Consider the following 25,973-nt stretch of genomic DNA (forward strand, 5'->3'; position numbering starts at 1 on the left):
TCCGAAACCCAACAAGGAGTTTCGGATTCTTACACAGCCTGAGGATCGGTCAATGGATCCTTAACTGATCGGCATTAAGCCATTGGCTGCCCTTTTCGTTTCATGCAACAGCCTGGACGGCTGCTTATTGCTTCCAGAAGGAGGGGAAGAAGAGCACCGCCACCGTCAGGATCTCGAGGCGTCCCAGCAGCATGCCGAACGACAGTATCCACTTGGCCGCATCCGGCAGACTGGCGAAGTTGGTGCTGGGACCGATGACAGGCCCCATGCCCGGGCCCACGTTGGCCACGGCGGTAATGGAGCCCGAGATGGCGGTCAGGGGGTCCAGCCCGATGGCGGCGAGCAGGGCGGCGATGAGCAGGATGATGGCGAAGTAGACCAGCACGAAGGAGATCAGGGAGCGGATGATGGCGTCGTTGACCGGACGGCCGTTGTACTTCTGGGGAAACACGGCGGAGGGGTGCATCAGCTGGCGCATCTGTTTCTTGAACAGGGCGAAGGCCACCTGGACCCGGAAGATCTTGAGCCCGCCCGAGGTGGAGCCGGAGCAGGCGCCGAGTGCCAGCAGGATGATGAAGATAATGGTGGTGAGCGGGCCCCAGGTGCCGAAGTCGCCGAGTCCGAAACCCGTGGTGGTGAGCACGGAGACGATATTGAAGCTGCTGATGCGCAAGGCATCCATGAAGCCGTAGATGTCTCTCACCCAGAGATAGAAGGTGACGACCAGGGTCACCCAGACGATCAGCCAGAAGAAGCCCTGCACTTGGGCATCCTTGAACAGGCTGTTGTCACGGCGGGAGAGAGCCTGCACATAGAGCAGGAAGGGCAGGCCACCGAGGAACATGAAGAGGGTGCCTATCCAGTGCGCCGCGTGGGAGAAGTGGGACATGGATTGGTCCGAGGTGGAGTAGCCGCCGGTGCTGAGGGTCGTCATGGCGTGGTTGACCGCTTCGAACAGGTTCATGCCACTCACCCAGTAGGCGAGGAAGCAGAGCATGGAGAGCACCAGGTAGACCAGCACTATGTTGTTGGCCACCGTTTTGGCGCGGGGGGCGCTCTTGTCGGACCAATCGGAGCTCTCGGTCTGGAACAGCTTCATGCCACCGACGTTGAGGTAGGGCAGCACCGCCACCGCCATCACGATGAAGCCGACCCCGCCCAGCCACTGCAGGATGGATCGCCACAGCAGGATGCTGTGGGCCATGCCGTCCAGCCCCGACAGCACGGTGGATCCCGTGGTGGTGACCCCCGACATGGTCTCGAAGTAGGCGTCGGCAAAGTCGATATGGGTGATGAAGACGAAGGGCAGGGCCCCGAAGACGCAGGCGACCACCCAGACCGAGGTGGTGAGCAGGAACATCTCCCGCACGCCGAGGTGAAACTCTGCCTTGCGACCGTAATGGAGGCAGAGCAGAGCGGCACCATGGGTGATCAAGACCGATTTGAGAAATTCGACGAAACCTTCCGAACCGGTCAGCAGGGCCAGCAGGGTGGGCAGCCACATGAAGAGCGCCAGCTTGGAGAGTACCAGCCCGAGCGTGAAGACGATGGGATGCAGCTTGATCATGCAAGATAACCTGGTCGTTGATTGAAAAAAGACCCGGACCTTTCCTGAGAAAAGGGGCCGGGTCCGGATACCGTTGCCAGAGACATGGCCGGCTTACAGGAAGAAGGGACTGGGCTGGAACAGACGCTCCACTTCCGGGATGTACTTCTTGTCCACCAGAAACATCACCACGTGGTCATCCTGCTGTATCTGGGTACGATCGTGGGCGATCAGCACCTCATCACCGCGCACCACTGCGCCTATGGTGGTGCCCGGGGGCAGCTTGAGCTCGCCCACCGTCTTGCCCACCACCTTGGAGGTGTTCTCGTCCCCGTGGGCGATCGCCTCGATGGCTTCGGCCGCCCCGCGGCGCAGGCTGTAGACGTTGGCGATGTCGGCGCGGCGCACATGGGTCAGCAGGGCCGAGATGGTGGCCTGCTGGGGGGAGATGGCGATGTCGATGGAGCCGCCCTGTACCAGGTCCACGTAGGCGCCGCGCTGGATCAGCACCATGGTCTTCTTGGCCCCCATCTTCTTGGCGAGCAGGGCCGACATGATGTTGGCCTCATCCTCGTTGGTCACCGCGATGAAGACGTCGATCTGGTCGATGTGCTCCTCCGCCAGCAGCTCCTGATCCGCCGCATCGCCGCAGAAGACAATGGTGTGTTCCAGATGCTCGGAGAGCTGCTCCGCCCGCTTCTGGTTGCGCTCGATGAGCTTGACGCTGTAGCGCTTCTCTAGCTGGCGGGCGAGACCGGCGCCGATGTTGCCGCCGCCGACGATCATGATGCGCCGGTAGGGGCTCTCGAGGCGTTGCAGCTCCGACATCACGGCGCGGATATGGCCCGCCGCAGCCACGAAGAACACCTCGTCATCGGCTTCGATGATGGTGGTGCCCTGGGGGCGGATGGAGCGCCCCTGGCGGAAGATGGCGGCGACCCGGGTTTCGATGTTGGGCATGTGTTCCCGCAGAGTGGAGAGCGCATTGCCCACCAGGGGGCCGCCGTAATAGGCCTTGACCGCCACCAGGCCCACCTTGCCGTCGGCAAAATCCACCACCTGCAACGCCCCCGGATACTCGATCAGGCGACGCACGTAGTCGGTCACCAGCTGCTCGGGGGCGATCAGGTGGTCCACGGGGACGGATTCGGGCAGGAACAGGCGATCCCGCTCCACCAGATAGGCGGGGGAGCGAATGCGCGCCACCTTGTTCGGGGTGTTGAACAGGGAGTAGGCGACCTGGCAGGCGACCATGTTGGTCTCGTCACTGTTGGTGACGGCGACCAGCATGTCGGCATCCTGGGCGCCGGCTTCGCGCAGCACCCTGGGATGGGCGCCGTGGCCGTTCACCACCCGCAGGTCGAATTTGTCCTGCAGTTCGCGCAGGCGCTCGCTGTCGGTGTCGACGATGGTGATGTCGTTGTTCTCGCCGGCGAGATTCTCGGCCAGGGTGCCACCCACCTGACCTGCGCCCAGAATGATGATTTTCATAAGGCCATCTTACTCAAGGTTGTTGCTTCGTAATGAGGTGGCCCGTCACCGGGCCTGCCATCCGCCGGTTCGGCCTACAGCTTGATGAGCTTGGCATAGTAGAAGCCGTCCATCTCCGCCTCGCCGGGCAGGAACTGGCGACCCGGACAGGCCGGGGTGTCTTCTGCATGCAACGGCACTAGGCGGGCATCCGGGGTATCGGCCAGGAAGGCGCGGATTTGCTCCCGGTTCTCTTCCGGCAACACGGAGCAGGTGGCGTAGAGTAGGGTGCCGCCCTGCTTCAGCTTGCCCCAGAGGGCATCGAGAATGCGGCGTTGCAGCTCGGCCAGTTCGCGGATGTCCTGATCCCGGCGCAACCACTTGATGTCGGGGTGACGGCGGATGACGCCGGTGGCGGAGCAGGGGGCATCCAGCAGGATGCGGTCGAACTGCCCCTGTGGCCACCACAGATCCGGCGTGCTGGCATCACCGTGGATCACTTGGGCCTGAAGGCCGATACGATCCAGGTTCTCCTGCACCCGCTTGAGGCGGTTGTCATCAGCGTCGACGGCAACCACGCCGGCAAGGGCCGGCTGGCGTTCCAGCAGGTGGGCGGTTTTGCCGCCGGGGGCGGCGCAGGCGTCCAGCACCCACTCGCCCGGCTGGGGATCGAGCAGGGCGGCGGCCTGCTGGGCGGCACCGTCCTGCACCGAGCAGTCACCCTGCTCGAAGCCGGGCAGTTTGGTCACGTCGCAGGGGCGCTCCAGAAGGATGCAATCTTCCCCTTCCACACCGGCCATGGCCGGGATGCCCGCCTCGCTCATGCGGGCCAGCATGGCCTCGCGGCTCTGGCGCTGGCTGTTGTTGCGGATCCACATGGGCGGGCGCTGGTTGTTGGCCTCCATGATGAACTCCCAGTCATCGGGATAGGCCTGACGCAGGCGCTTGGTGAGCCATTCGGGGTGGCCGAGGCGGACGCTGGGGACGCGGTCGATGCGCAGCAGGATCACTTCGGCGCTGCGCTGGAAGTTGCGCAGTACGCCGTTGATGAGGCCGCGCAGGGAAGAACCCTTGAGCAGCTTGACGGCGTTGACGGTCTCGGCCACGGCGGCGTGAGCCGGAATGCGGGTATAGATGAGCTGGTAGAGGCCGACCAGGATGAGGTAGTGGAAGATGCGGCTCTTGTTCTTGAGCGGCTTGTCCATCATCTCGCTGACCGCCGCATCGAGACGGGGCAGCCAGCGCAGGGTGCCGTAGCAGAGTTCTTGCAGGAGGGCGCGATCGCGAGGGGCGACCTTCTCCTGGGCAGCAGGCAGAACGGCGGAGAGAGATTGACCCTGATCCAGCACCTGTTGAATGACGAGAGCAGCCTGTGCGCGTGTTTTCATAGCGTTACCTTAGATGCACAAGTTGGGGCCAGGGCCCCGCTTGTGTCAATTCAATCCAGATCAAATCAGTTGCGTGCCGGGTTCAAACCAGTCGCGGCGAGAGTTGAGCAGATCCGCAACGGACATGGCCTTCTTGCCGGGAGGTTGGAGGGTCAGCAGGCGCAGCACGCCCTGACCGGTGGCAACCTCGATCCCCTGTTTGTCGGCCTTGAGCAGGGTACCGGCTGCCTGGCCGTGCGCCTGGGGAAGGACTTCGGCCTGCCACACCTTGACGGTCTGTCCGGCGACGTCGAACCAGCTGATGGGCCAGGGGTTGAAGGCACGGATGCAGCGTTCGATGGCAACGGCGTCCATCGACCAGTCGATGCGGGCCTCTTCCTTGGAAAGCTTCTCGGCGTAGTTGGCCAGCGCATCGTCCTGGGGCTCGGCGGCGGTGTCGCCGGCAGCCATGGCGTCCAGGGTATCGACCAGTGCCTGCGGGCCCAGACCGGCCAGCTTGTCATAGAGGCTGGCAGAGGTCTCATCACTGGCGATGGGGCAGGTTACCTTGCGGATCATGGCGCCGGTGTCCAGCCCCACGTCCATCTGCATGATGGTGACGCCGGTTTCGGCATCCCCCGCCCAGATGGAGCGTTGAATCGGGGCGGCACCGCGCCAGCGCGGCAGCAGGGATCCGTGCACGTTGATGCAACCCAGACGCGGCGTATCGAGCACCGCCTTGGGGAGGATGAGGCCATAAGCCACGACGACCATCAGATCGGCACCCAGAGCAGCCAGTTCGGCCTGCGCCGCTTCATTGCGCAGGGAGGCAGGTTGATAGACCGGCAGATCGTGGGCCAGCGCGAGCTCCTTGACCGGGCTGGCAGTGAGCTTCTGGCCGCGACCGGCGGGCTTGTCCGGCTGGGTATAAACGGCGACGACCTCGTGGCCGGAAGACAACAACGCCGCCAGATGACGGGCGGCGAAGTCGGGGGTACCGGCAAAAATCAGTTTCAGCTTGTTCAATGGAGCGGATCCTCAGAGGACTTTGCGATCTTCACGGGCCATCTTTTCCAGCTTCTGACGAATACGCTGGCGCTTGAGCGGGGACAAGTAATCCACAAACAGCTTGCCGACCAGATGATCCATCTCATGTTGTATGCAGATGGCGAGCAGATCGTCCGCTTCCAGCTCGAAGGTGTTGCCGTGGCGATCTTGCGCCCTGACCTTGACCCACTCGGCGCGCGGAACCAGAGCACGGTTGCCGGGCACGGAGAGGCAGCCCTCTTCGATGCCGGTGCTGCCGGACTGCTCCAGGATCTCCGGGTTGATCAACACCAGCTGTTCTTCGCGGTTCTCGGAGACATCGATGACGATGATGCGCTGATGAATGTCGACCTGGGTCGCGGCCAGGCCGATGCCTTCCTCCGCGTACATGGTTTCGAACATATCATCTACAATGTGTTGTAACTCGGGTGTAAAGGCTTCGACAGGGGCCGCGACTGTGCGCAGACGCTCATCGGGGAAACGCAATACATCTAGAATGGCCATAATTTTTTCTTTAGTTTCATATAAACGCAGTCAATATTGACGTAATTCTAGTCATTTACGCCGACAAAAAACAGCAACACTTTGCGTGCAGAAGTAACAGGGAGTGTTATGTATCTGAAGCAAATCGTCGTCGCCTGCCTGGCGACAGCCCTGGCCGGTGGCGCCATGGCACAGCAGTTGACGCTCAAATCCGGTTACCCCGAGACTTATGTGGTGCAAAAAGGGGACACCCTCTGGGATATCTCGGGCCAGTATCTGGCCGAACCCTGGCTCTGGCCACGCCTCTGGAACATCAATCCGCAGATCGCCAATCCCCACTGGATCTATCCCGGTGACGTGCTACACCTGAGCTGGGTCAATGGTGAGCCTCGGCTCGGCAAAGCCAGTCAGGGGGGCAAGCAGGTCATCCGTCTCTCGCCCAAGAACCGCTATGAAAACAAGGCCAATCCCATACCGACCCTGCCTCTGAGTGAGATAGCGCCCTTCCTGCAGACCGACCACATTCTGGCCAATAGCCAGCAGAGCAAGGACTTGCCCTATGTGCTCGGCAACAATGACAAGCATGTCGGGATGCTGGAGGGCGACATTCTCTATGTGAAAGGAGCCTTGAACCCGGGTCAGAGTTATGGCCTCTATCGCCCGGGGGTGGCATACAAGGACAAGCATACTGGCGAGTCGCTCGGTCAGGAGGCGATTTTTGTCGGCACGGTGCGGGCAGAGGAGTACCTTGCCCACGACACCACCAAAGTGACGCTGACCCATAACCGGCGTGAGGTGTATCAGGGCGACAAGGTGATGCCGCTGCCGTCGCAGGAGAGCATCTCTGCCGTGTTCATGCCAAAGGCGGCACCCTCCATTTCCCCCGGCTATGTGATCGAGCTGCCGAGCAAGGCACATGGTGGGGGCAAATTTGATGTGGTACTCATCAACAAGGGGGAGCGTGATCAGGTGGCCCCGGGCGATGTGCTCGAGATCCTGCGCCCAGGAGCCGAGATGGTGGACAAGAATGGCAAGGTGTCATACCGGGAATATTCATCCGTCTATGATAAGGCGTTCTATTCTGCCGGCAAGTCATCGCTGCCTGCCGAGGCCGTTGCCAGAGTCATGTTGTTCAAGGTCTACGACAAATTGAGTTACGGTCTTATCCTGCAGAGTCAGGATCTGGTCGGCTCTGGTTATCAGGTCAGTAATTTCTAACGTGTCCTTGCCACTGGAGCGGTTGTCGCTATGGCTGACGCTGGATGCCGTTACAGGCATAGGCCCGGTCACCGCCGCTCGCCTGCTGGCTCATGTGGGTGGTGACATCACAACTCTGTTTGACTCAGACGATGGCGCCCTGCGAGTTCTTGGTCTGCAGAGTGCCCAGATTCAGCAGATGAGATGGCCTCTTCCCGTCGTGGAGCAGGGATTGAGCTGGGCCGCCGAGCCCGGCAATCACCTCCTCTGTCCCGATGACCCCGCATATCCTGCCCTGCTCAAAGAGATCCCCGGCGCACCGCTCTTGCTCTACTGCCGCGGGAACGTCTCATCCCTCTCCCTGCCACAGTTGGCGATGGTGGGTACCCGCCACCCCACCTATGCCGGCAAAGACAATGCGACACGCTTGTGTGCCGAGTTGGTGGGCTGTGGTCTGGCGATCACCTCCGGCCTCGCGTTGGGCATCGATGGCGTCTGCCATCAGCAGGCGCTGGCATCGGGCGGAATCACCCTGGCGGTGCTGGGATCCGGTCTGGATTGTCTCTACCCCAAGCGTCATCAGGGGTTGGCGATGCAGATCCTCGAGCAGGAAGGTCTGCTTGTCTCCGAGTTGGCGCCCCAGCAAGGCCCCCTGGCTGAACACTTTCCTCGCCGCAACCGTATCATCAGTGGTCTGTCGCTGGGGACACTGGTGGTGGAAGCGGCAGAACAGAGTGGTTCGCTCATCACGGCCCGTTATGCGCTGGAGCAGGGCCGCGAGGTCTTTGCCGTTCCCGGCGCTCCGCAAAATGCACAGGCAGCAGGGTGCAACCGTCTGCTTCAACAGGGTGCCAAGCTGGTCTTGAATGCCGCCGATATCCTGGAAGAGTTTCCAAGGCTGGTCTTGCCCCCCGGACCAGTCAACGGTTCTTCCGAGGCGCAGCATAATAGCGAATTGCCTTATGCCGATTTGTTGGATAACGTAGATTATGAGACCACGAGCGTGGATACCGTTGCCGAACGGGCCCGGCTTCCTGTCGATGTCGTACTGGGCAGGTTGGTAGAGCTGGAGCTGGTTGGTGCAGTGATGGCGGTAGCCGGTGGATACGTCAGAGCGAGGAGGGCGAATCATGTTTGATGTATTGATGTACCTTTTCGAGACCTACATCCACAGCGATGCAGATGTGATGGTCGAGCAGGATGAACTCACCGACGAACTGAGCCGGGCCGGTTTCGACAAGGACGAGATCGAGAAAGCGCTCAACTGGCTGGAGCGACTGGCCAACCTGCACGACAGCGAGCGGGAAGTCTATGTCACCGCAAGCCAGCAGGGCTCTATGCGGATCTATGCGCCGCAGGAGCTGGTTCGCCTCAGTACTGAATGTCGCGGTTTCCTGCTGTTCCTGGAGCAGGCGCAAGTGCTGAATGCCGAAACCCGTGAAATCTGCATCGAACGGTTGCTCGAGCTGGACAAGCCGGACATCGAGCTGGACGATCTGAAGTGGGTCGTCATGATGGTGCTGTTCAATGTGCCAGGCAGCGAAAACGCCTACCAGCAGATGGAAGAGCTGGTGTTTGACGAGTCGGACGGCGTCATCCACTGACAGCCCGGTGCCGCGCTGGTAGAATTCAGGCCATCTGGATTTCAAGGCGCGGCCCATGTCAAAGATCGATCACCACCTCTTCTCTGCCCACGAACATGCCTTCGAGCGCGAGCCGTGCCCGCAGTGTGGTGCTGAACTGGTGATCCGCCAGGGCAAGCACGGTCCCTTCCTTGGTTGTTCAGCCTATCCCGCTTGCGATTACATTCGCTCCCTCACCCCCTCTGGCCGCGATATAGAGAAAGTGCTCGAGGGGTCGTCCTGTCCGGATTGTGGCCATCCACTGGCCATCAAGAAGGGTCGTTACGGTCTGTTTGTGGGATGTACCCAGTACCCGGCCTGTCAGCATATCGAATCCCTTCAGGAGAGTGACGATACCCAAATCCTCTGCCCGGAGTGTGGCAAAGGTCATCTGGTGAGCCGCACATCCCGTTATGGCAAACAGTTCTACTCGTGTGACGCCTATCCTCACTGCAAGTATGTGGTGAATGACAAGCCGGTTCCCATGCCCTGTCCCGAGTGTGGCTGGGGCATCATGGTCGAGAAGAAGGTGCGGGGAAACCTGCGCTGGGTCTGCCCGCAAAAGAAATGCTCCCACCAGATTGAGCGGGTATAATCTCGCCGCCCGTGATCAGGCTGGCGGATTGCTGGTCAGCGTGAGGTTGTGAGCCGATGCGCATCGCCCAAGTCGCCCTGCTCCTGATCGCCATCTCAAGCTCCCTGCGGTTGTTCGGTTCACTGATGCACGCAAGCGTCTGAGCCGAAATGCATGACTGAAGAGGAGCAGGGATATAGCCCATATCGCAGCAGTGATGGCCCCGATGCCGTCATGTCGGTTCAACATACAATCCAGTGATGAGAGGCGGCAGCGTGGCTGTCGCATGTGCTTATGCCAAATGAATTTGAACAAGCGGTTGCCGCCCTTCAAGGAGAAGGGGTTATCGCCTATGCCACCGAAGCCGTGTTTGGTCTGGGGTGTGATCCTGATTCCGAAGCCGCCGTGCAGCGGCTGCTGGCCATCAAGCAGCGGCCGGTGGAGAAGGGATTGATCCTGATCGCGGCAGATCTGGCGCAATTGCAGGACTACATCGACCTGAGCCAGCTCAGCGATGAGCAGCTTGCTCGCGTGCAGGCGAGCTGGCCTGGTCCCTTCACCTGGATCATGCCCGCTCGCGCGACGACGCCGTCCTGGTTGACCGGTCAGTTCGAGACCCTGGCGGTGCGGGTCACAGGCCATCCCCAGGTGCAAGGACTTTGCCGGGCATTTGGCAAACCGCTGGTGTCCACCAGTGCCAATCTCACCGGTGAGGAGCCCGCTCGCCGGGTGGCTGATATTGGCGATCTGCTGGCAAGCCAGCTGGCTTACATTCTGCCCGGCGAAGTCGGGGGGCAAGCCAACCCGTCCGAAATCAAGGACGCCCGCACCGGGGCCATCATTCGCCCATCCTGAGTTGGGCACGGCCCTGTTTCATGCAGGTTGTGCGATGAGGTCATGACATTACGAGAAGTGCAGGCAGTGCATGCATGATGCCTGTCTGACAGGAGATAAAATGAGCAAACCGGATGTGGCCCAGGTAAAAGCCTTCCTGCTGCAATTGCAGGATGATATCTGCCGTGGCCTGGAGCAGGCCGATGGATACGGGCGCTTTGTGGAAGATGCCTGGAGTCGCGAAGGTGGTGGTGGCGGTAGAACACGGGTGCTGCGTCAGGGGGCGGTGATCGAGCAAGGTGGGGTCAACTTCTCCCATGTCTATGGCGATGCCATGCCGGCATCCGCGACCGCACATCGTCCCGAACTGGCTGGCCGCAGGTTTGAGGCCATGGGGGTATCGCTGGTGATCCACCCGCATAATCCCTATGTACCGACCAGCCATGCGAATGTGCGGTTCTTCATCGCCGAGAAAGAGGGGGAGGAGCCGATCTGGTGGTTTGGTGGCGGCTTCGACCTGACGCCCTTCTATCCGTTCGAAGAAGACGTGAGGCATTGGCACCAGGTCTCCCATGAGCTCTGTCAGCCGTTCGGCACCGACATTTATCCCGAGTTCAAATCCTGGTGCGATCGTTACTTCTTCCTCAAGCATCGGGGCGAGACGCGCGGGGTGGGTGGTCTTTTCTTCGATGACCTGAACCGTTGGCCCTTTGCCGACTGCTTTGCCTTCATGCGTGCAGTGGGTGAGGGTTACCTCGCGGCCTACTTGCCGATTGTCGAGCGACGCAAGGAGCTTGCTTATGGGGAGCGGGAACGGGCGTTCCAGCTTTATCGCCGTGGCCGCTACGTGGAGTTCAATCTGGTCTACGACCGCGGGACCCTGTTCGGACTGCAGACGGGGGGGCGTACCGAATCCATCCTGATGTCGATGCCGCCGCTGGCGCGCTGGGAGTACGACTGGCAGCCGGAGGCTGGCAGCCCGGAGGCATTGCTCTACAGCGACTACCTCAAACCGCGCGAGTGGTTGTGACCAGAGGGGCCATGATGGCCCCTTGTTATTGGCCGATATTCGGCTTGTTCCTTCATGAGAAAACCCGTTAAATCGGGATATTGCCCTCAAAAGGAACGCCTTGATGGATCGTTATCTGGTTTTTGGCCACCCCGTGCGCCACAGCAAATCTCCCTTCATTCATACCCTGTTTGCCAGGCAGACCCAGCAAGAGCTGGAGTATGGTCTGGCAGAACCGGCCGTCGATGAGTTTGCCAGCGCTCTGAACCACTTCTTCGCCGAAGGAGGGAAGGGGTGCAACGTGACCGTACCTTTCAAGGAGCAAGCCTTCGTGCTGGTGGAGCGGCTGAGCCCCAGGGCCAAGCGGGCGGGAGCGGTCAACACCATCAAACTGACTGATGATGGCGTGCTGCTGGGTGACAATACCGACGGCGCCGGGCTGGTCGCCGATCTCAAGGCTCACGGAGTGAACCTTGCCGGTAGCAGGATCCTGCTTCTGGGAGCTGGTGGCGCAGCTCGTGGCGCCCTGGCCCCCCTGCTGGCGGAAGCACCGGGCGAGATCGTTGTGGTCAACCGTACCCATGCCAAGGCGGAACAGTTGGCTGTGGAATTCAGGGATCTGGGCAGCATCACGGCTCAATCCTATGAACAGCTGGTGGGGCCGTTCGATCTCATCATCAATTCCACCTCAGCCAGTCTGCAAGGTGAGTTGCCACCTTTGGCGCCAACCCTCATCCACCCGGACATCGCGATCTACGACATGATGTATGGCGCAACGGACACAGCCTTCATCGGCTGGGCCAAACAACATGGCGCGCGCCATACCATGGATGGATTGGGCATGCTGGTCGAACAGGCTGCGGAGGCTTTTACCGTATGGCGAGGGATCCGGCCCGGCACCAAGCAGGTATTGAGAGAGTTGCAGCGCAATCTGGGCGTCGTGTGAACCAGCTAGTGTGCTCTATTGGGCTGTCGGCAGATCTGATGTAGAGATTCTGCATCGCTGGATAGGGGGCATCCATCAGGATGCGGCACGACACGTGTGACGTGAAACGGTTGTTCTGTGGTGGGGGTGTGGCAGAACAGGCACCATTTTATAAAATCATTATCTAACAATAAGTTACTTTTAATTTGCCGTAGCGCGCAGAATTTTTTTTGAGTTTTTTCTCAAAGCAGCGGAACTTCTGTAACGGACTGCTGACTAACTGGATAGTTGAGGAAGTGCTAGCTAGTCACCTTTATAACTCCCCGGTATTCGTACTGGGGATTTTTTTATCTGCATGAAAATTATGAATATTTTTTCTTTTTCCTACCCTTGAAATTAAATTACATAAATTACTTTCATTTTCTGCTGCTTTGCTGTACAGTTGTCGGCGTAGGGTACAGAGGTAAGATGTTCTATCTTTCAGACCTTTTATTTCACGTAATTGAATGTGGCTGAATAGCAGCCCCGATGAGTCATCGTCGGGGCGTTTTTTTATGAGTAACGTTTAGAGTGAATGCTTTAATTATTGCCGTTCTTTGTTAGAATGAAGGCGTTTCTTGAGGAAAACCAATCGTCTTTGTTCTCGAGAACTCGCTTTTTCCCAAATTTTTGAACTCATTTCTTCAGGCCGGTTTGCAATGGCAAGACCGGCCTCATTTTTATCCCTATATTGCCTCATCGTGTAATTAAATTTCAGTTTCGTTTGTTACAGCCTTCAATTCTGATTTTTTACTCGATATCCATGAAAACGGTATCAGGTTGATGATTAGTTAATTCTTTTCGCGTCTAAACATGCTATCAGTATGATTTAAATATATTTTTTGAGGTTTTTCTTCAGAGGTGGCGAAGGCGGGGAGGGAGGGCTCGGAGATGGGGGGATCATGAAAGCCTTTCAATCAGCGGAGGTCCAACTCCGCCAATTGCAGCCAGGGAGAGGAGTCGTTTACTCCTCGTTCTGATTATCTTCGTCGTCTACCTGGGCGTTGTCTGCTTCGGACAGGTACCAGCCGCTCAGGGTCTGGGCCAGCTTCTCGACGCCGATATTGGTCAGAGAAGAGAATGCTTCAACCTGGATCTGCGGGCCCAGTTCTGCCACCGCCTGACGAACCTTGATCACCTGGTTGTTGCGGGGCCCCGGGCTTAACTTGTCCGCCTTGGTCAGCAACAGCATCACCGGCAGTTCACGGTGTGAACTCCATTCCAGCATGTTCATGTCGGTTTCCTTGAGCGGATGGCGGATGTCCATCAGGATCACCAGCCCTTTCAGGGACTCCCGTCGTTGCAGGTATTCAGCCAGTGACTTTTGCCACTTGAGCTTCATTTCCAGCGGAACCTGGGCATATCCATAGCCAGGCAAGTCAACCAGGCGTTTGCCCGGTTCCAGCTCAAACAGGTTGATCAGCTGAGTACGGCCAGGGGTCTTACTGGTACGCGCCAGGTTCTTGTGTTTGGTCAAGGTATTCAATGCAGACGATTTGCCAGCGTTGGAACGACCGGCAAACGCAATCTCGACACCCCCATCATTTGGCAGGTGGCGGATGTCGGGTGCGCTGGTCACAAAATGCACCTTATTGAAATTCAGAGTTTGTGTTTCCAACGTAAATTCCCCATAGAGATAGAGGGTTATAGAGTTACTTTTTTGTGAAATAGTGTAAAATGGCGTCGCTTGAACGCGTTTATTTTAACATGCCTTCAGCGGCATGGGATCTGGAAGCCTAATAACGAGAAAGTTGGAACGCCATGAAGAACCTAGTCATTACACTTGCTCTGATGGTTGGCGTAACTGGGATGGCACAAGCCAAGGGCGATGCCGCTGCGGGACAAACCAAGGCTGCCGTCTGTGCGGCCTGTCATGGACCGGACGGCAACAGCCCAGTCGACATGTATCCCAAGATTGCTGGTCAGCACGCATCATATATCAAAAAACAATTAGTTGAACTGAAGGCTGCAGCTTCTGGCCAAACTGGTCGGGTTGCGCCTGTCATGGGACCCATGGCGTTGCCGTTGTCCGAGCAGGATATGGACGATCTTGCCGCCTATTTCTCCAGCCAGAAGGTGACGCCGGTTGCCGTGCCCGATGATGTAGTTGCCGCAGGCAAGGCGCTTTATATGGGGGGAGACATGGAGCGAGGCCTGGCCGCCTGTACCGCCTGTCATGGCCCACGGGGTTCCGGCGTCGAGCAAGCGAAGTACCCCAGCCTGTCAGGACAGCATCCCGCCTATATCAAGGCCCAGCTCACCGCTTTTCGTTCGGCGACCCGCGACAACGATCCCAATGGCATGATGCGGGATGTGGCCAAGAAGCTGACGGATCAGGACATCGAGGCGCTCTCCAAGTATGTGGCGGGGCTTCACTGATATAGCCTGTTAGTTATCTTGTTGAAAAGAACAGGGAACCATTGTGTTCCCTGTTCTTTTTTGAGGTTGTAGCAATCGCCCGTAAACAGCCGGCGTTGCTGTAAGAGATCTTCTATATACGGGGCTGGTCGTGTCTGAAAGATTGCTCACGTATACTTTTTTATATTTTATTTTTCAATGAATTAAGAAATAGAACATCACTTTGTACCAGTTCGAAATGTGCTTTGGTTGATTGAGTCATCCGGCGAAGAAGTTACAGTAGGCAATCAGGATTGGCCGGAGAGAGGGTGCAAGACCCGTCTTCGGTTTGACAGGATGTCGGCTCGGAGCATGCGATGAGCAATAGATGCAAAAAGCCAGGATAGTGACCGCCAGGGATGAGCGGGGCTGCGGGAGGCAACCACCCCGATGGGAGGCAGGATGTCGCCGGTTTGGGTTAGACAAACAAACACACGCACACTCAGGACTGGTCAATAAGGATCAGGATGATCCAACGAAATGATGCGCAGTGGTTCGCCCAGGGATAAGGCGATTGGCTACCAGGGAATGGAACTCGCATGATGGAAAAAGGCAGCTTCGGCTGCCTTTTTTCTATTGGGTCATTAACCCGCCAAGACATTCTGTGTCAAAATACCAACAACATGCCCAGAGGATGCCGATCCTGCGGTGTTCAGCGACCCAAAGTGGTCGAATTGGTGCGGGATCCCACTCTTGTTCCATATTTACTGTTCCCCGCTTCAGCATCCTCCCCGGACGACACGCTCCGGGGGTTTCCATTCAGTTATTTGTCGGAGTCATTCATGTCGGCCAAACAACCCAACCGCAAGCCTACCGGCAAGCGCAAAGAATCAGATGCCAGTGCCCAGGAAGGTCGTGAGCGCAAGCGCGCCGCCAAGCGCAAGGGCCTGAAGGCGGGCTCCCGCCAACAGGTCGAGCAGGCGGGCAAAAAGAGTGGCTCCAAGCAGGTCAAGGATCCACGCATCGGCTCTCGCAAGCCCATCGTGCTGATTGCCGACGAGAAGGGCAGCAAGCCGGTGGCGACCAAGCCTGCGAAAGAGAAGCGGGTGGTGATGACCCCCGAGCAGGAGCTGGCGTCCATCGAAAATGATGATCGCCTCAATGCCTTGCTGGATCGTCTGGATGCCGGTGAAACCCTGGAGGCCGCAGAGCAGGCATGGGTCGATCAGCGGGTTGACCGTTATCAGGAGCTGATGGACGAGCTCGGCATCATCGACAACGACGATGACGAAGATGGCGACATGGATTTTGATGATGCCGATTTTGATGAGCCGAGTCAGCCTGCCTCCGAAGAGGAGCTGTGGGAGCGTTTCTCTCAGGCGGACTACCAGCCTGAAGCCAAACCCGAGCCGAAGAAAAAGTGATGAGTGGATGGATGCTGGCCGCCCTGTTGGGTGGCCTGATTTTGCTGGGGCTTGCCGTCTATGCCGGCACCCTGATGGCGCGTCTCAAACGCCAGCAAGAGATGCAGCAGCACGCCATTGCGGCCCGCAACGAGCGGATTCTGGAGAGTGTCAGGGTGATCGCCCACGCGGTACGAGATGGTCAGTGCGACTACTCAGAAGGCGCCATCCGGCTGACCAATCTGCTGGATGCCTTGCAAATAAAGGGGGGCCGCGCCTTTGCCACCGAGTTCCCGGGGCTCTACGGCCTCTATGAGAAGGTGAAGGAGATGCCGACCCATGAGGCGAGGCGGGCACTCAAGCGCAATGAAGTGATGAAGATGGATCTCGAACGCAGCGGCTACGAGGCCGAGCTGGAGGCGCAGATCCTTGAGGATGTCGCCAGACTGAAGGATTTTCAGTTAAGCCGGTGAGCCCATGACAAAGACAGAGGAAGCAAGCGTGCAAGCAGAACAGATTGTGTGGGATCAGGCCCTGATCGAAAAATACAACTACAGTGGTCCGCGTTATACCTCCTATCCCACTGCGCTGGAGTTCAACGAGGGGTTCGGCTATCCGGACTTTGTCCAGGCAGCGGGCCAGTATCCTGCACGCAATCTGTCGCTCTACGTGCACATCCCCTTCTGTCACAAGCTCTGCTACTACTGCGGCTGCAACAAGGTCATTACCCGGCACCAGCACAAGGCAGATCAATACCTCGACTACCTCGAACAGGAGATCAAGGCCCAGGCCCCCCTGTTCAAGGAGAGACTGGTCACCCAGCTGCACTGGGGTGGCGGTACACCCACCTATCTGAGCGACCCCCAGACTCGTCGCCTGATGGCCATGTTGCGGGAGCACTTCCACTTCGCCGAGGAGGGGGAGATCAGCATCGAGGTGGATCCCCGCGAGATCGAATTGTCCATGCTGGATGTGCTGCGGGAGCTCGGTTTCAACCGCATCAGCCTCGGCGTTCAGGACTTCAACAAGACGGTCCAGGTCGCGGTCAATCGGGAGCAGGACAACGACTTCATCCGCGCCATGCTGGTCCGTGCCCGCGAGCTGGGGTTCCGCTCCACCAATCTGGATCTCATCTACGGTCTGCCGCACCAGAACCGGGAGAGCTTCCATCACACCCTGGAAGAGGTGCTCAAGACCGACCCGGCCCGCCTCTCCATCTTCAACTATGCCCACCTGCCGAGCCGTTTTGCCGCCCAGCACAAGCTGAAAGAAGCGGACATGCCGGCGCCGCAGGAGAAGCTGGCCATGCTGCAGGACACCATTGCCTTCCTGACCGGCCAGGGTTATCAGTTCATCGGCATGGACCACTTTGCCAAGCCCGATGACGAGCTGGCCGTCGCCCAGCGCGAGGGCAAGCTGCATCGCAACTTCCAGGGCTATACCACCCAGGGGGATTGCGATCTGCTGGGGCTGGGGGTCTCTTCCATCAGCATGATGGGGGATGCCTATTCCCAGAACCAGAAGGATCTCAAAACCTACTATGCACAGGTCGAGTCACTGGGCCATGCCCAGTGGAAGGGGTGCTCCCTCAATCGGGACGATCTGATCCGTCGTGAGGTGATCAAGCGCCTCATCTGCGATTTTTCCCTGAACTTCGCCGCTGTGGAGCAGGCCCACGGCCTGGTGTTCAAGGAGTATTTTGCCGAGGATCTCAAGCTGTTGCAGACCTTCATCGACGACGGTCTGGTGCGCATGACCGAAGAGGGGCTGGAGGTGGTCTCCACCGGTCAGCTGCTGATCCGCAACATCTGCATGTGCTTCGATGTCTACCTGCGCAGCAAGGCGCGCCAGCAGCAGTTCTCCCGGGTGATCTAGGCCGGGCAATGTCGTGGGACAATAAAAAAACCGCCTTTCGGCGGTTTTTTTATTGGGTTTTACCCCTGCTCAACGTTGAGCCGCACGGGCACTCAGCTCGGCCTTCTCGGCTTCGCTCAGGAAGGCCAGGGTCAGGCCGTTCTGCTGGGCGGTGCGGATCTCGCTCACCGTCATGCCGGCAGCCGGGGCCGCCACCTCGTATTCATGGGGCAGATCGATCCCCTCCACCGCCGGATCGTCGGTATTGAGGCAGGCCAGCACGCCGGCGGCCAGGAACTGGCGGATCGGGTGATCGGCCAGACTCGCCACCGTGGTGGTCTGGAGGTTGGAGGTGAGGCAGGACTCGATGCCGATGCGGTGTTCGGCCAGATAGGCCATCAGGGCCGGATCCTGGATGGCCTTGACGCCGTGGCCGATGCGCTCGGCTCCCAGCTCGCGAATGGCCTGCCACATGCTCTCGGGGCCGGCGGCTTCACCGGCGTGCACGGTGACCCGCATGCCTGCATCCCGCACCCGGCGGAAGTGGTCGGTGAAGAGCTCGCCCGGGAAGCCCAGTTCGTCGCCGGCCAGATCGATGGCGACCAGGCGATCGCGATGAGCCAGACAGGCATCCAGCTCCTGCTTGCACTGCTCGGTGCCGAAGGTACGGCTCATGATGCCGATGAGATTGGTCTTGATGCCGAAGTCACGGCTGCCTGCGGCCACACCGTCGATGATGGCTTCGACCACGCCCTGCGGGTGCAGTTTGTGGGTCATCGCCATGTAGGCCGGGCTGAAACGCAGCTCGGCATAGTCGATCCCGGCACGCAGCAGATCTTCCACGTTTTCGTAGGCGACCCGGCGGCAGGCATCGTAGTCGGCCAGCACGGCCACGCCCCAGTCCAGTTTCTTCAGGAAGGCCACCAGACTCGGCTCGTTCTCGACGATCTGCACGTGCGGGCGCAGGGCCTCCAGTTCATCGGCTGGCAGTCGGATGTTGTGCTGACGTCCCAGCTCGAGAATGGTCTGCGGGCGGATGTTGCCATCCAGATGGCGATGCAGGTCGGTCAGGGGGAGGGATCTGTCAATCATGGGGCACCTTCTGCGAGTCGGGTTGGAAAGCCTGCCATTCTAGGCGGGGCGCCTGAAAAAGATACCCCGTTTGCAAGCAAACGGGGTGTGATTGGTCAGGCTTTCCCTCAAGGCGTGATGGGAATCGTTTTTCCCGCAGGCTCAGGGAATGTCGAGCTCCTTGAGCTTGCGGGTCAGGGTATTGCGGCCCCAGCCGAGCAGGCGGGCTGCCTCCTGCTTGTGACCGTGGGTGTGATCCAGTGCTGTCTCCAGCATGATCCGTTCGAACTGGGGCATGGCATCCGCCAGGATATCGGTCTCCCCCAGCGCCAGCTTGGCGGCCACCCAGTCCTGCAACTGCTGCTGCCAGCCACCGGTCAGGGCGGGCTGGCCCGGCTCGGCGGTGCTGGTGATGGGAGTCAGCAGCTCGGTGGGCAGATCGCCTACCAGCACCTCCTGGCCCGAGGCCATCACCGTCAGCCAGCGGCAGACGTTCTCCAGCTGGCGCACGTTGCCTGGCCAGGGGAGGCGGCTGATGTAGGTCTGGGTATCCGGGTGCAGGCTCTTGGCCTCCACGTTCAGCTCCTTGGCGGCTCGCAGCAGGAAGTGCTGGGCCAGCTGGGGGATGTCCTCCCGGCGCTCCTTGAGGGCCGGAATATGGATGCGGATGACGTTGAGGCGGTGGAACAGATCTTCCCGAAACTCGCCGTCGGCGACCCGCTTCTCCAGATTCTGGTGGGTGGCGGCAATGATCCGCACATCCACCTGCACCGGTTGGTGGCCACCAACCCGGTAGAACTGCCCGTCCGCCAGAACCCGCAGCAACCGGGTCTGCACGTCCAGCGGCATGTCGCCTATTTCGTCGAGAAACAGGGTGCCACCATCGGCCTGTTCGAAGCGGCCGTGACGAATGTTGTTGGCGCCGGTGAAGGCTCCCTTCTCATGACCGAACAGCTCGGATTCGATGAGATCTTTCGGGATGGCCGCCATGTTGAGGGCGATGAAGTTCTTGTGGGCCCGGGGGCTGTGCTTGTGCAGGGCATGGGCAACCAGCTCCTTGCCGGTACCGCTTTGACCGTTGATGAGCACCGAGATGCTGGAGCGCGACAGCCGGCCGATGGCGCGGAACACCTCCTGCATGGCAGGGGCTTCGCCGATGATCTCCGGGGTGGTGGTGGCTTCCTGTTGGCGAGCCTTGCGCTTGGTCCGCTGCTCCTTGAGGTGGTTCTCGGCCCGGCGTACCAGGGTGACCGCTTCGTCGATGTCGAACGGCTTGGGCAGGTATTCGAAGGCACCTCGCTGGTAGGCGTTGACTGCGGAGTCGAGGTCCGAGTGGGCCGTCATGATGATGATGGGCAGATCGGCCTGGCGGCGATGGATCTGCTCCAGCAGGCTCAGGCCGTCGATGCCCGGCATGCGAATATCCGAGAGGATCACGTCCGGTGAGCGCATCTCCAGTGAACTCAGCAGGGCTTCGCCGTCGGCGAAACTTTCGCATTCGAAGCCTTCGCTGCCAAGGGTGCGCTCCAGAACCCACCGGATGGAGCTGTCGTCATCGACGATCCACACTTTTGCTGTCATGAGGTTCCCTTACTTGCGAAGTGGTAAATAAATGGTGAATTCGGTGTGGCCCGGCCAGCTGATGCAGTCGATGCGCCCCTTGTGCTGATCGATCAGGTTCTGGGCGATGGAGAGGCCCAGGCCTGTTCCCCCGTCCTTGCCGGTGATCATGGGATAGAAGAGGGTGTCGCGAATGGCGTCGGGAATGCCGGGGCCGTTGTCGATGATCTTGATTTCGGCCGCCAGGCGATAGCGCTGGCCATGGATGGTGATCTGGAAGGCGGTGCGCGTCTTGATGCGGATGAGGCCGTCCTGATCCCCAAGGGCCTCGGCGGCGTTGCGCACTATGTTCAGGAACGCCTGTTGCAGCTGGTCCGATTCCATCTCGAATTCGGGGATGCTGGGGTCGTAGTCCCGCTCGATGCGGATCTGCGGCGGCAGCTCCAGGTCCACCAGACGGCGCACCTGCTCCAGCACGGAGTGAACGTTGTGCATCTGGTGACGGCCGGGACGCTGGGGACCGAGCAACCTGTCGACCAGCACCCGCAGGCGATCGGCCTGCTCGATGATGATGCCGGTGTATTCACGCAAGGCCGGGTCGGGCAACTCCTTTTGCAGCAGTTGGGCCGCGCCGCGCAATCCCCCCAGGGGGTTCTTGATTTCGTGCGCCAGGCCGCGCACCAGCTCCTTGGCGGCCTGCTGCTGGGCGTGTTGCTGCAGCTCCTGGCTGATCTTCTTCTGCTGATCGATCTTGCGCAGTTCTACCACCATCAGTCGCTGTTCATGATCGGCCATGGGGCTGACGCTGATCTCCACCAGCCTGGGTTCCCCCTCCACCACCAGAGTGACTTCGCTGTCGGTGAAGCCCTGCCCCGAAATGAGGCACTGTTTGAAACGCTGCAGATCGAGAGAGATGTGTTCCAGCAGGTGGGGCAGTTCGATGCCGATCAGTCGTCGTTCGCTGAGGGAAAGCAGCTGCTCTGCCGCCGGGTTGACGAATTGAATGCAGAGACGTTCATCCATGAGAATGACGGCGGTCAGCAGGTTGTCCAAGAGTGTCTTGGCGTTGTCCGAGCGGGTTGGCACAGGTTTCTCCCTAAAACGGTGCTGTACACCTAGAATGCACCAATATAGTGCATCAAGTTTACCCGCATCGGTGCGTCACATCACCCCTAATTGGCCTTGGGGGCGGCTCTGGGAGCCTGATTCACCGACGCCCTGTGCAGGTAAAAGGTGGTTGGCTTAGATTTAGCAAGGATCGTACCGTCTTTGGCGAGCAACTCGAGCCGTGCCTCGTAAGCGCCCCTATCGAGGTTTTCCACCCGTATGGCCAGGCTGTTGTGAACCAGGGGCACCGCCTTGCCGTTCAGGATCAGGCGCACATCGTATTGCACCGGGACATGGGGAGAGATCTCGCCCTGGAAGACGATGTTGCCGGTATTGTCGCGCAATGTACTGCCCGGTTCCGGAGAGATGAGATCGATCTCCAGGGGAGCCGCTTCCAGGGCTTTCCTGGCATCGACACCGGTCAGGCTGTTGAAGTTGTCCACCTGGACCGAGTGGGGGGCTGTGCCGATGAGCGGCGAGACCCGCAGGTCCACCTCTTTTGCGCTCTTGCCGGGAGGGGGGGCATCGGTGTAGTGGGTCACCCCCTGGGGATCGACCCAGGAGTAGACGCGGGCGGCCTGTGCGGAACAGGAGGCCATCAGCAGGAGGCTCAGCAGCCAGGGTACAGTGTTCATCCATCTCTCCTTGACGGGGTTCACCTTAATCCTATCAGAGAAAAACCACGGGGTCGGGGTGTGAACAGCCGAGGGTGGTACGGCTCCGTGAACGGGATCATCTTTCTGCATGATCGTGCCCGTTCGGCGGTATTTCCGTTGCCAGAATGAAAAAAACCCGCCAGATGGCGGGTTTGTCATGGGAAAGCGGATTAGACGGAGTAGTACAGCTCGAACTCCAGCGGGTGCGGGGTCATGCGCACGCGGTCAACATCCTGCTGTTTCAGTTCCAGGTAGGAGTTGATGAAGTCATCGCTGAACACGCCACCACGGGTCAGGAACTCACGGTCTGCATCCAGTGCGGACAGCGCTTCGTCCAGGGAACCGGCAACGGTCGGCACTTCGGCGGCTTCTTCCGGCGGCAGATCGTACAGGTTCTTGTCCATGGCATCGCCCGGATGGATCTTGTTGATGATACCGTCCAGACCGGCCATCAGCTGGGCCGCGAAGGCCAGGTACGGGTTGGCAGCCGGATCCGGGAAGCGTACTTCGATGCGGCGGGCTTTCGGGCTCGGCACGACCGGGATACGGATGGAGGCAGAGCGGTTGCGGGCGGAGTAGGCCAGCATGACCGGTGCTTCATAGCCCGGCACCAGACGCTTGTAGGAGTTGGTGGTCGGGTTGGCGAAGGCGTTGATGGCCTTGGCGTGCTTGATGATGCCGCCGATGTAGTGCAGTGCCATCTCGGACAGACCGCCGTACAGGTCGCCTGCGAACAGGTTGACGCCGTCTTTGGCTAGGGACTGGTGGCAGTGCATGCCGGAGCCGTTGTCACCGAACATGGGTTTCGGCATGAAGGTGACGGTCTTGTTGTAGGCGTGGGCCACGTTGTGGATCACGTACTTCAGGACCTGCACTTCGTCAGCCTTCAGGGTGAGGGTGTTGAAGCGGGTTGCGATCTCGTTCTGACCGGCGGTCGCCACTTCGTGGTGGTGAGCTTCGACGACCTGGCCCATCTCTTCCAGCACCAGGCACATGGCGGCACGGATGTCCTGGGAGGAGTCAACCGGGGCAACCGGGAAGTAACCACCCTTGACGAACGGACGGTGACCCTTGTTGCCGTGCTCGTAGTCGGTACCGGAGTTCCAGGCAGCTTCTTCGGATTCGATCTTCACGAAGCTGTGGCCCATGGTGTTGGAGAAGGTGATGTTGTCGAACATGAAGAATTCCGGCTCCGGCCCGAACAGCACGGTGTCAGCGATGCCGCTGGACTTCAGGAAATCTTCGGCACGCTTGGCGATGGAGCGCGGATCGCGGTCATAACCTTGCATGGTGGCGGGTTCCAGCACGTCACAGACGATGTTCAGAGTGGTCTCTTCGGTGAACGGGTCCAGTTTGGCGGAAGCCGGGTCCGGCATCAGCACCATGTCAGACTCGTTGATGCCCTTCCAGCCGCCGATGGAGGAACCATCGAACATCTTGCCGTCTTCGAAGAAGTCTTCGTCAACCTGGTGGGAAGGGATGGATACGTGCTGCTCTTTACCCTTGGTGTCGGTAAAACGCAGATCAACAAACTTGACTTCGTGTTCCTGGATCAGGGCCAAAACGTTCTGGGCTGACATGCTAAGTAACCTCCGGTGTTAAAACTCTTTGGGTGAATGCGTCGTCACATTCACATAAGCCAGTATCGTGCCAAGTTTGTGACAGCTTGATTTCAGGGCACTTGCACCGTTTCAGGCTGTCGAAAAACCCGTTCTCATGCCGGTTGCTGCATTAAAGTGGTGCAACCTTGGATCGTTTTGGTGCACCGAGATGGTGCGCCAGCGTATCCAGGCCATCTAAGCAGCCTTTTGCTGCGGGGTCCATGATCCTGATCCTTTGTTGTGTGTGAATGTGTTGCAATTCTGCTAGGCAGATCACAAAGGCGAGAGTACAATTAGCGCCCAATTTTACCCGGTGATTTGAGGCGAGAATGTTAGAGAATTTACGCAATATTGCGATTATTGCGCACGTTGACCACGGCAAAACGACTCTGGTTGATAAGCTGCTGCAGCAATCCGGCACTCTGGATCGCACCAGCGAAGGTCAGGAACGGATCATGGACTCCAATGATCTGGAACGGGAACGTGGCATCACCATTCTCGCCAAGAACACTGCGATCCGCTGGAACGACTACCGCATCAACATCGTGGATACCCCGGGTCACGCCGACTTCGGTGGTGAAGTTGAGCGTGTACTCTCCATGGTTGACTCCGTGCTGCTGCTGGTCGACGCCGTTGACGGCCCAATGCCGCAGACCCGTTTCGTGACCCAGAAGGCGTTCGCCCAGGGTCTGAAGCCCATCGTGGTCATCAACAAGATCGACCGTCCGGGTGCTCGTCCTGACTGGGTAATGGATCAGGTCTTCGATCTGTTCGACAACCTGGGTGCCACCGATGAGCAACTGGACTTCAAGGTTGTTTACGCCTCTGCACTGAACGGTTGGGCCACCCTGGATCAGGACGTCCCGTCCGAGAACATGGAACCCCTGTTCCAGGCCATCGTCGACAACGTGGAAGCCCCGAAGGGCGACGTTGACGGTGCCTTCCAGATGCAAATCTCCCAGCTGGACTACAACTCCTACGTGGGCGTTATCGGTATCGGCCGCATCACTCGTGGTCGCGTCAAGACCAACCAGCAGGTCACCATCGTCAGTGCCAACGGCAAACCGCGTACCGGCAAGGTCGGTCAGGTGCTGGGCTACCTGGGCCTGTCCCGTACCGAAGTGACCGACGCGCAAGCGGGCGACATCATCGCCATCACCGGTCTGGGCGAGCTGAAGATCTCCGACACCATCTGTGACAACAGTGCCGTCGAAGCCCTGCCGCCGCTCTCCGTTGACGAGCCGACCGTGAACATGACTTTCCAGGTCAACACCTCGCCGTTCGCCGGTAAAGAAGGCAAGTTCGTCACCTCCCGCAACATTCTGGAGCGTCTGAACCAGGAGCTTGTCCACAACGTGGCCCTGCGCGTGGAAGAGACCGAAGATCCGGACAAGTTCCGCGTCTCCGGCCGTGGTGAACTGCACCTCTCCATCCTGATCGAAAACATGCGTCGCGAAGGTTACGAACTGGCGGTATCCCGTCCGGAAGTTATCCTGCGTACCGTGGATGGCGAACTGCAAGAACCGTTCGAAACCGTTACTGTGGACGTGGAAGAAGCGCATCAGGGTTCCGTGATGGAGCAGCTCGGCCTGCGTAAAGGCGAGATGACCAACATGACCCCGGATGGCAAGGGTCGCGTCCGTCTGGACTTCATCATCCCGAGCCGTGGCCTGATCGGCTTCCAGACCGAGTTCCTGACCATGACCTCTGGTACCGGTCTGCTGTATCACACCTTCGACCACTACGGTCCGCACAAGGGTGGCAGCATCGGTGAGCGTCAGAACGGCGTGCTGATCTCCAACGCCACCGGCAAGGCTCTGACCTTCGCCCTGTTCGGTCTGCAAGACCGTGGTCGTCTGTTCATCGGTCACGCGACCGAGGTGTACGAAGGCCAGGTGATCGGGATCCACTCCCGCTCCAACGACCTGACCGTCAACTGCCTGAAAGGCAAGCAGCTGACCAACATGCGTGCCTCCGGTACCGATGAAGCCCAGGTGCTGACTCCGCCGATCCGCATGACCCTGGAGCAGGCTCTCGAGTTCATCGACAACGACGAGCTGGTCGAGATCACCCCGAAAGCCATCCGTATCCGCAAGAAACTGCTGACCGAGATGGATCGCAAGCGCGCCGGTCGTGCTTGATCGAGAGCTGTTCATCGACAGACCAAAGAGAGGCCTTATGGCCTCTTTTTTTATGGTTCATCGCGGCTTTCCGGGGAAGGCCGCCTTGATTTTCAGAAAAAAGTATTCTGAGTCCCTAAATCCATATGCC

23 protein-coding genes are annotated in these 25,973 nt (G+C 59.3%); 12 read left to right on the forward strand and 11 right to left on the reverse strand.

What is annotated here, in order from left to right; translation table 11 throughout:
- Positions 1–124 precede the first annotated feature (124 nt).
- The 5 genes from PG892_RS15395 to def form a co-directional block, all read right to left on the reverse strand.
- Entirely contained in the window at positions 125–1,567 is a 1,443-nt protein-coding gene (locus PG892_RS15395; RefSeq protein WP_010672503.1) for a TrkH family potassium uptake protein, read from the reverse strand.
- 93 nt (positions 1,568–1,660) lie between these two features.
- Positions 1,661–3,037: a Trk system potassium transporter TrkA gene (trkA, locus tag PG892_RS15400; protein WP_010672504.1), complete on the reverse strand. Its 1,377-nt coding sequence runs from the start codon at positions 3,035–3,037 to the stop codon at positions 1,661–1,663.
- A 74-nt stretch (positions 3,038–3,111) separates the two neighbouring features.
- Entirely contained in the window at positions 3,112–4,404 is a 1,293-nt protein-coding gene (gene rsmB, locus PG892_RS15405; protein WP_010672505.1) for a 16S rRNA (cytosine(967)-C(5))-methyltransferase RsmB, read from the reverse strand.
- 60 nt (positions 4,405–4,464) lie between these two features.
- Complete coding sequence (fmt, locus tag PG892_RS15410) at positions 4,465–5,409, reverse strand: methionyl-tRNA formyltransferase (RefSeq protein ID WP_042864604.1); 945 nt, start codon at positions 5,407–5,409, stop codon at positions 4,465–4,467.
- A gap of 12 nt (positions 5,410–5,421) precedes the next feature.
- A complete protein-coding gene (gene def / locus PG892_RS15415) occupies positions 5,422–5,934 on the reverse strand; it encodes a peptide deformylase (protein WP_010672507.1) in 513 nt (170 codons plus the stop codon).
- Positions 5,935–6,042: 108 nt separating this feature from the next.
- Between def and PG892_RS15420 the strand changes: the two genes are divergently transcribed.
- The 7 genes from PG892_RS15420 (at position 6,043) to aroE (ending at position 12,095) form a co-directional block, all read left to right on the forward strand.
- Positions 6,043–7,131, forward strand: a complete 1,089-nt coding sequence (locus PG892_RS15420; RefSeq protein ID WP_128345206.1) for a LysM peptidoglycan-binding domain-containing protein — start codon at positions 6,043–6,045, stop codon at positions 7,129–7,131.
- Between the two features lies 1 nt (position 7,132).
- Positions 7,133–8,248 (forward strand): DNA-processing protein DprA, encoded by a 1,116-nt coding sequence (dprA, locus tag PG892_RS15425; RefSeq protein WP_128345209.1) that lies wholly within the window; start codon positions 7,133–7,135, stop codon positions 8,246–8,248.
- Entirely contained in the window at positions 8,241–8,714 is a 474-nt protein-coding gene (locus PG892_RS15430; RefSeq protein WP_010672510.1) for a DUF494 family protein, read from the forward strand. The genes dprA and PG892_RS15430 overlap by 8 nt, the downstream gene beginning before the upstream one ends.
- 55 nt (positions 8,715–8,769) lie before the next feature.
- Positions 8,770–9,327: a DNA topoisomerase family protein gene (locus tag PG892_RS15435; protein WP_041214092.1), complete on the forward strand. Its 558-nt coding sequence runs from the start codon at positions 8,770–8,772 to the stop codon at positions 9,325–9,327.
- Between the two features lie 273 nt (positions 9,328–9,600).
- A complete protein-coding gene (locus PG892_RS15440; protein ID WP_039039520.1) occupies positions 9,601–10,161 on the forward strand; it encodes a Sua5/YciO/YrdC/YwlC family protein in 561 nt (186 codons plus the stop codon).
- Positions 10,162–10,261: 100 nt separating this feature from the next.
- Positions 10,262–11,170, forward strand: a complete 909-nt coding sequence (gene hemF / locus PG892_RS15445; RefSeq protein WP_180907122.1) for an oxygen-dependent coproporphyrinogen oxidase — start codon at positions 10,262–10,264, stop codon at positions 11,168–11,170.
- Positions 11,171–11,273: 103 nt separating this feature from the next.
- Positions 11,274–12,095 carry a shikimate dehydrogenase gene (gene aroE / locus PG892_RS15450; protein ID WP_041214090.1) on the forward strand — a complete coding sequence of 274 codons (822 nt, stop codon included), beginning with the start codon at positions 11,274–11,276 and terminating at the stop codon, positions 12,093–12,095.
- A 982-nt stretch (positions 12,096–13,077) separates the two neighbouring features.
- Here aroE and yihA read toward each other — a convergent pair.
- Positions 13,078–13,731 (reverse strand): ribosome biogenesis GTP-binding protein YihA/YsxC, encoded by a 654-nt coding sequence (yihA, locus tag PG892_RS15455; protein ID WP_042882255.1) that lies wholly within the window; start codon positions 13,729–13,731, stop codon positions 13,078–13,080.
- 143 nt (positions 13,732–13,874) lie between these two features.
- Here yihA and PG892_RS15460 point away from each other — a divergent pair, with 143 nt between their 5' ends.
- From PG892_RS15460 to hemN, 4 genes are all read left to right on the forward strand, one after another.
- Positions 13,875–14,492, forward strand: a complete 618-nt coding sequence (locus tag PG892_RS15460; protein ID WP_042882257.1) for a c-type cytochrome — start codon at positions 13,875–13,877, stop codon at positions 14,490–14,492.
- An 800-nt stretch (positions 14,493–15,292) separates the two neighbouring features.
- The gene (yihI, locus tag PG892_RS15465; protein ID WP_010672519.1) at positions 15,293–15,874 is read left to right on the forward strand and encodes a Der GTPase-activating protein YihI; all 582 of its coding nucleotides are present in this window, start codon (positions 15,293–15,295) and stop codon (positions 15,872–15,874) included.
- 11 nt (positions 15,875–15,885) lie between these two features.
- Entirely contained in the window at positions 15,886–16,326 is a 441-nt protein-coding gene (locus PG892_RS15470) for a DUF2489 domain-containing protein (protein ID WP_039039514.1), read from the forward strand.
- Between the two features lie 28 nt (positions 16,327–16,354).
- Positions 16,355–17,728: an oxygen-independent coproporphyrinogen III oxidase gene (hemN, locus tag PG892_RS15475; RefSeq protein WP_104453196.1), complete on the forward strand. Its 1,374-nt coding sequence runs from the start codon at positions 16,355–16,357 to the stop codon at positions 17,726–17,728.
- 69 nt (positions 17,729–17,797) lie between these two features.
- On the opposite strand, the gene add is transcribed toward hemN, so the two are convergent.
- The 5 genes from add to glnA all read right to left on the reverse strand — a co-directional run bounded on the left by add (position 17,798) and on the right by glnA (position 23,681).
- A complete protein-coding gene (gene add / locus PG892_RS15480; protein WP_010672522.1) occupies positions 17,798–18,799 on the reverse strand; it encodes an adenosine deaminase in 1,002 nt (333 codons plus the stop codon).
- Between the two features lie 141 nt (positions 18,800–18,940).
- Entirely contained in the window at positions 18,941–20,359 is a 1,419-nt protein-coding gene (glnG, locus tag PG892_RS15485; RefSeq protein WP_010672523.1) for a nitrogen regulation protein NR(I), read from the reverse strand.
- Positions 20,360–20,368: 9 nt separating this feature from the next.
- The gene (gene glnL / locus PG892_RS15490) at positions 20,369–21,424 is read right to left on the reverse strand and encodes a nitrogen regulation protein NR(II) (RefSeq protein ID WP_103858173.1); all 1,056 of its coding nucleotides are present in this window, start codon (positions 21,422–21,424) and stop codon (positions 20,369–20,371) included.
- Between the two features lie 86 nt (positions 21,425–21,510).
- A complete protein-coding gene (locus PG892_RS15495) occupies positions 21,511–22,080 on the reverse strand; it encodes a DUF4124 domain-containing protein (RefSeq protein WP_270825559.1) in 570 nt (189 codons plus the stop codon).
- Positions 22,081–22,271: 191 nt separating this feature from the next.
- Positions 22,272–23,681 carry a glutamate--ammonia ligase gene (gene glnA, locus PG892_RS15500; RefSeq protein WP_010672526.1) on the reverse strand — a complete coding sequence of 470 codons (1,410 nt, stop codon included), beginning with the start codon at positions 23,679–23,681 and terminating at the stop codon, positions 22,272–22,274.
- A 350-nt stretch (positions 23,682–24,031) separates the two neighbouring features.
- On the opposite strand from glnA, the gene typA reads away from it, so the two are divergent.
- Complete coding sequence (typA, locus tag PG892_RS15505) at positions 24,032–25,843, forward strand: translational GTPase TypA (RefSeq protein WP_043153538.1); 1,812 nt, start codon at positions 24,032–24,034, stop codon at positions 25,841–25,843.
- Positions 25,844–25,973 lie beyond the last annotated feature (130 nt).

The organism is Aeromonas sp. QDB68 (assembly GCF_027707405.1).
Taxonomy (GTDB): domain Bacteria; phylum Pseudomonadota; class Gammaproteobacteria; order Enterobacterales; family Aeromonadaceae; genus Aeromonas; species Aeromonas caviae.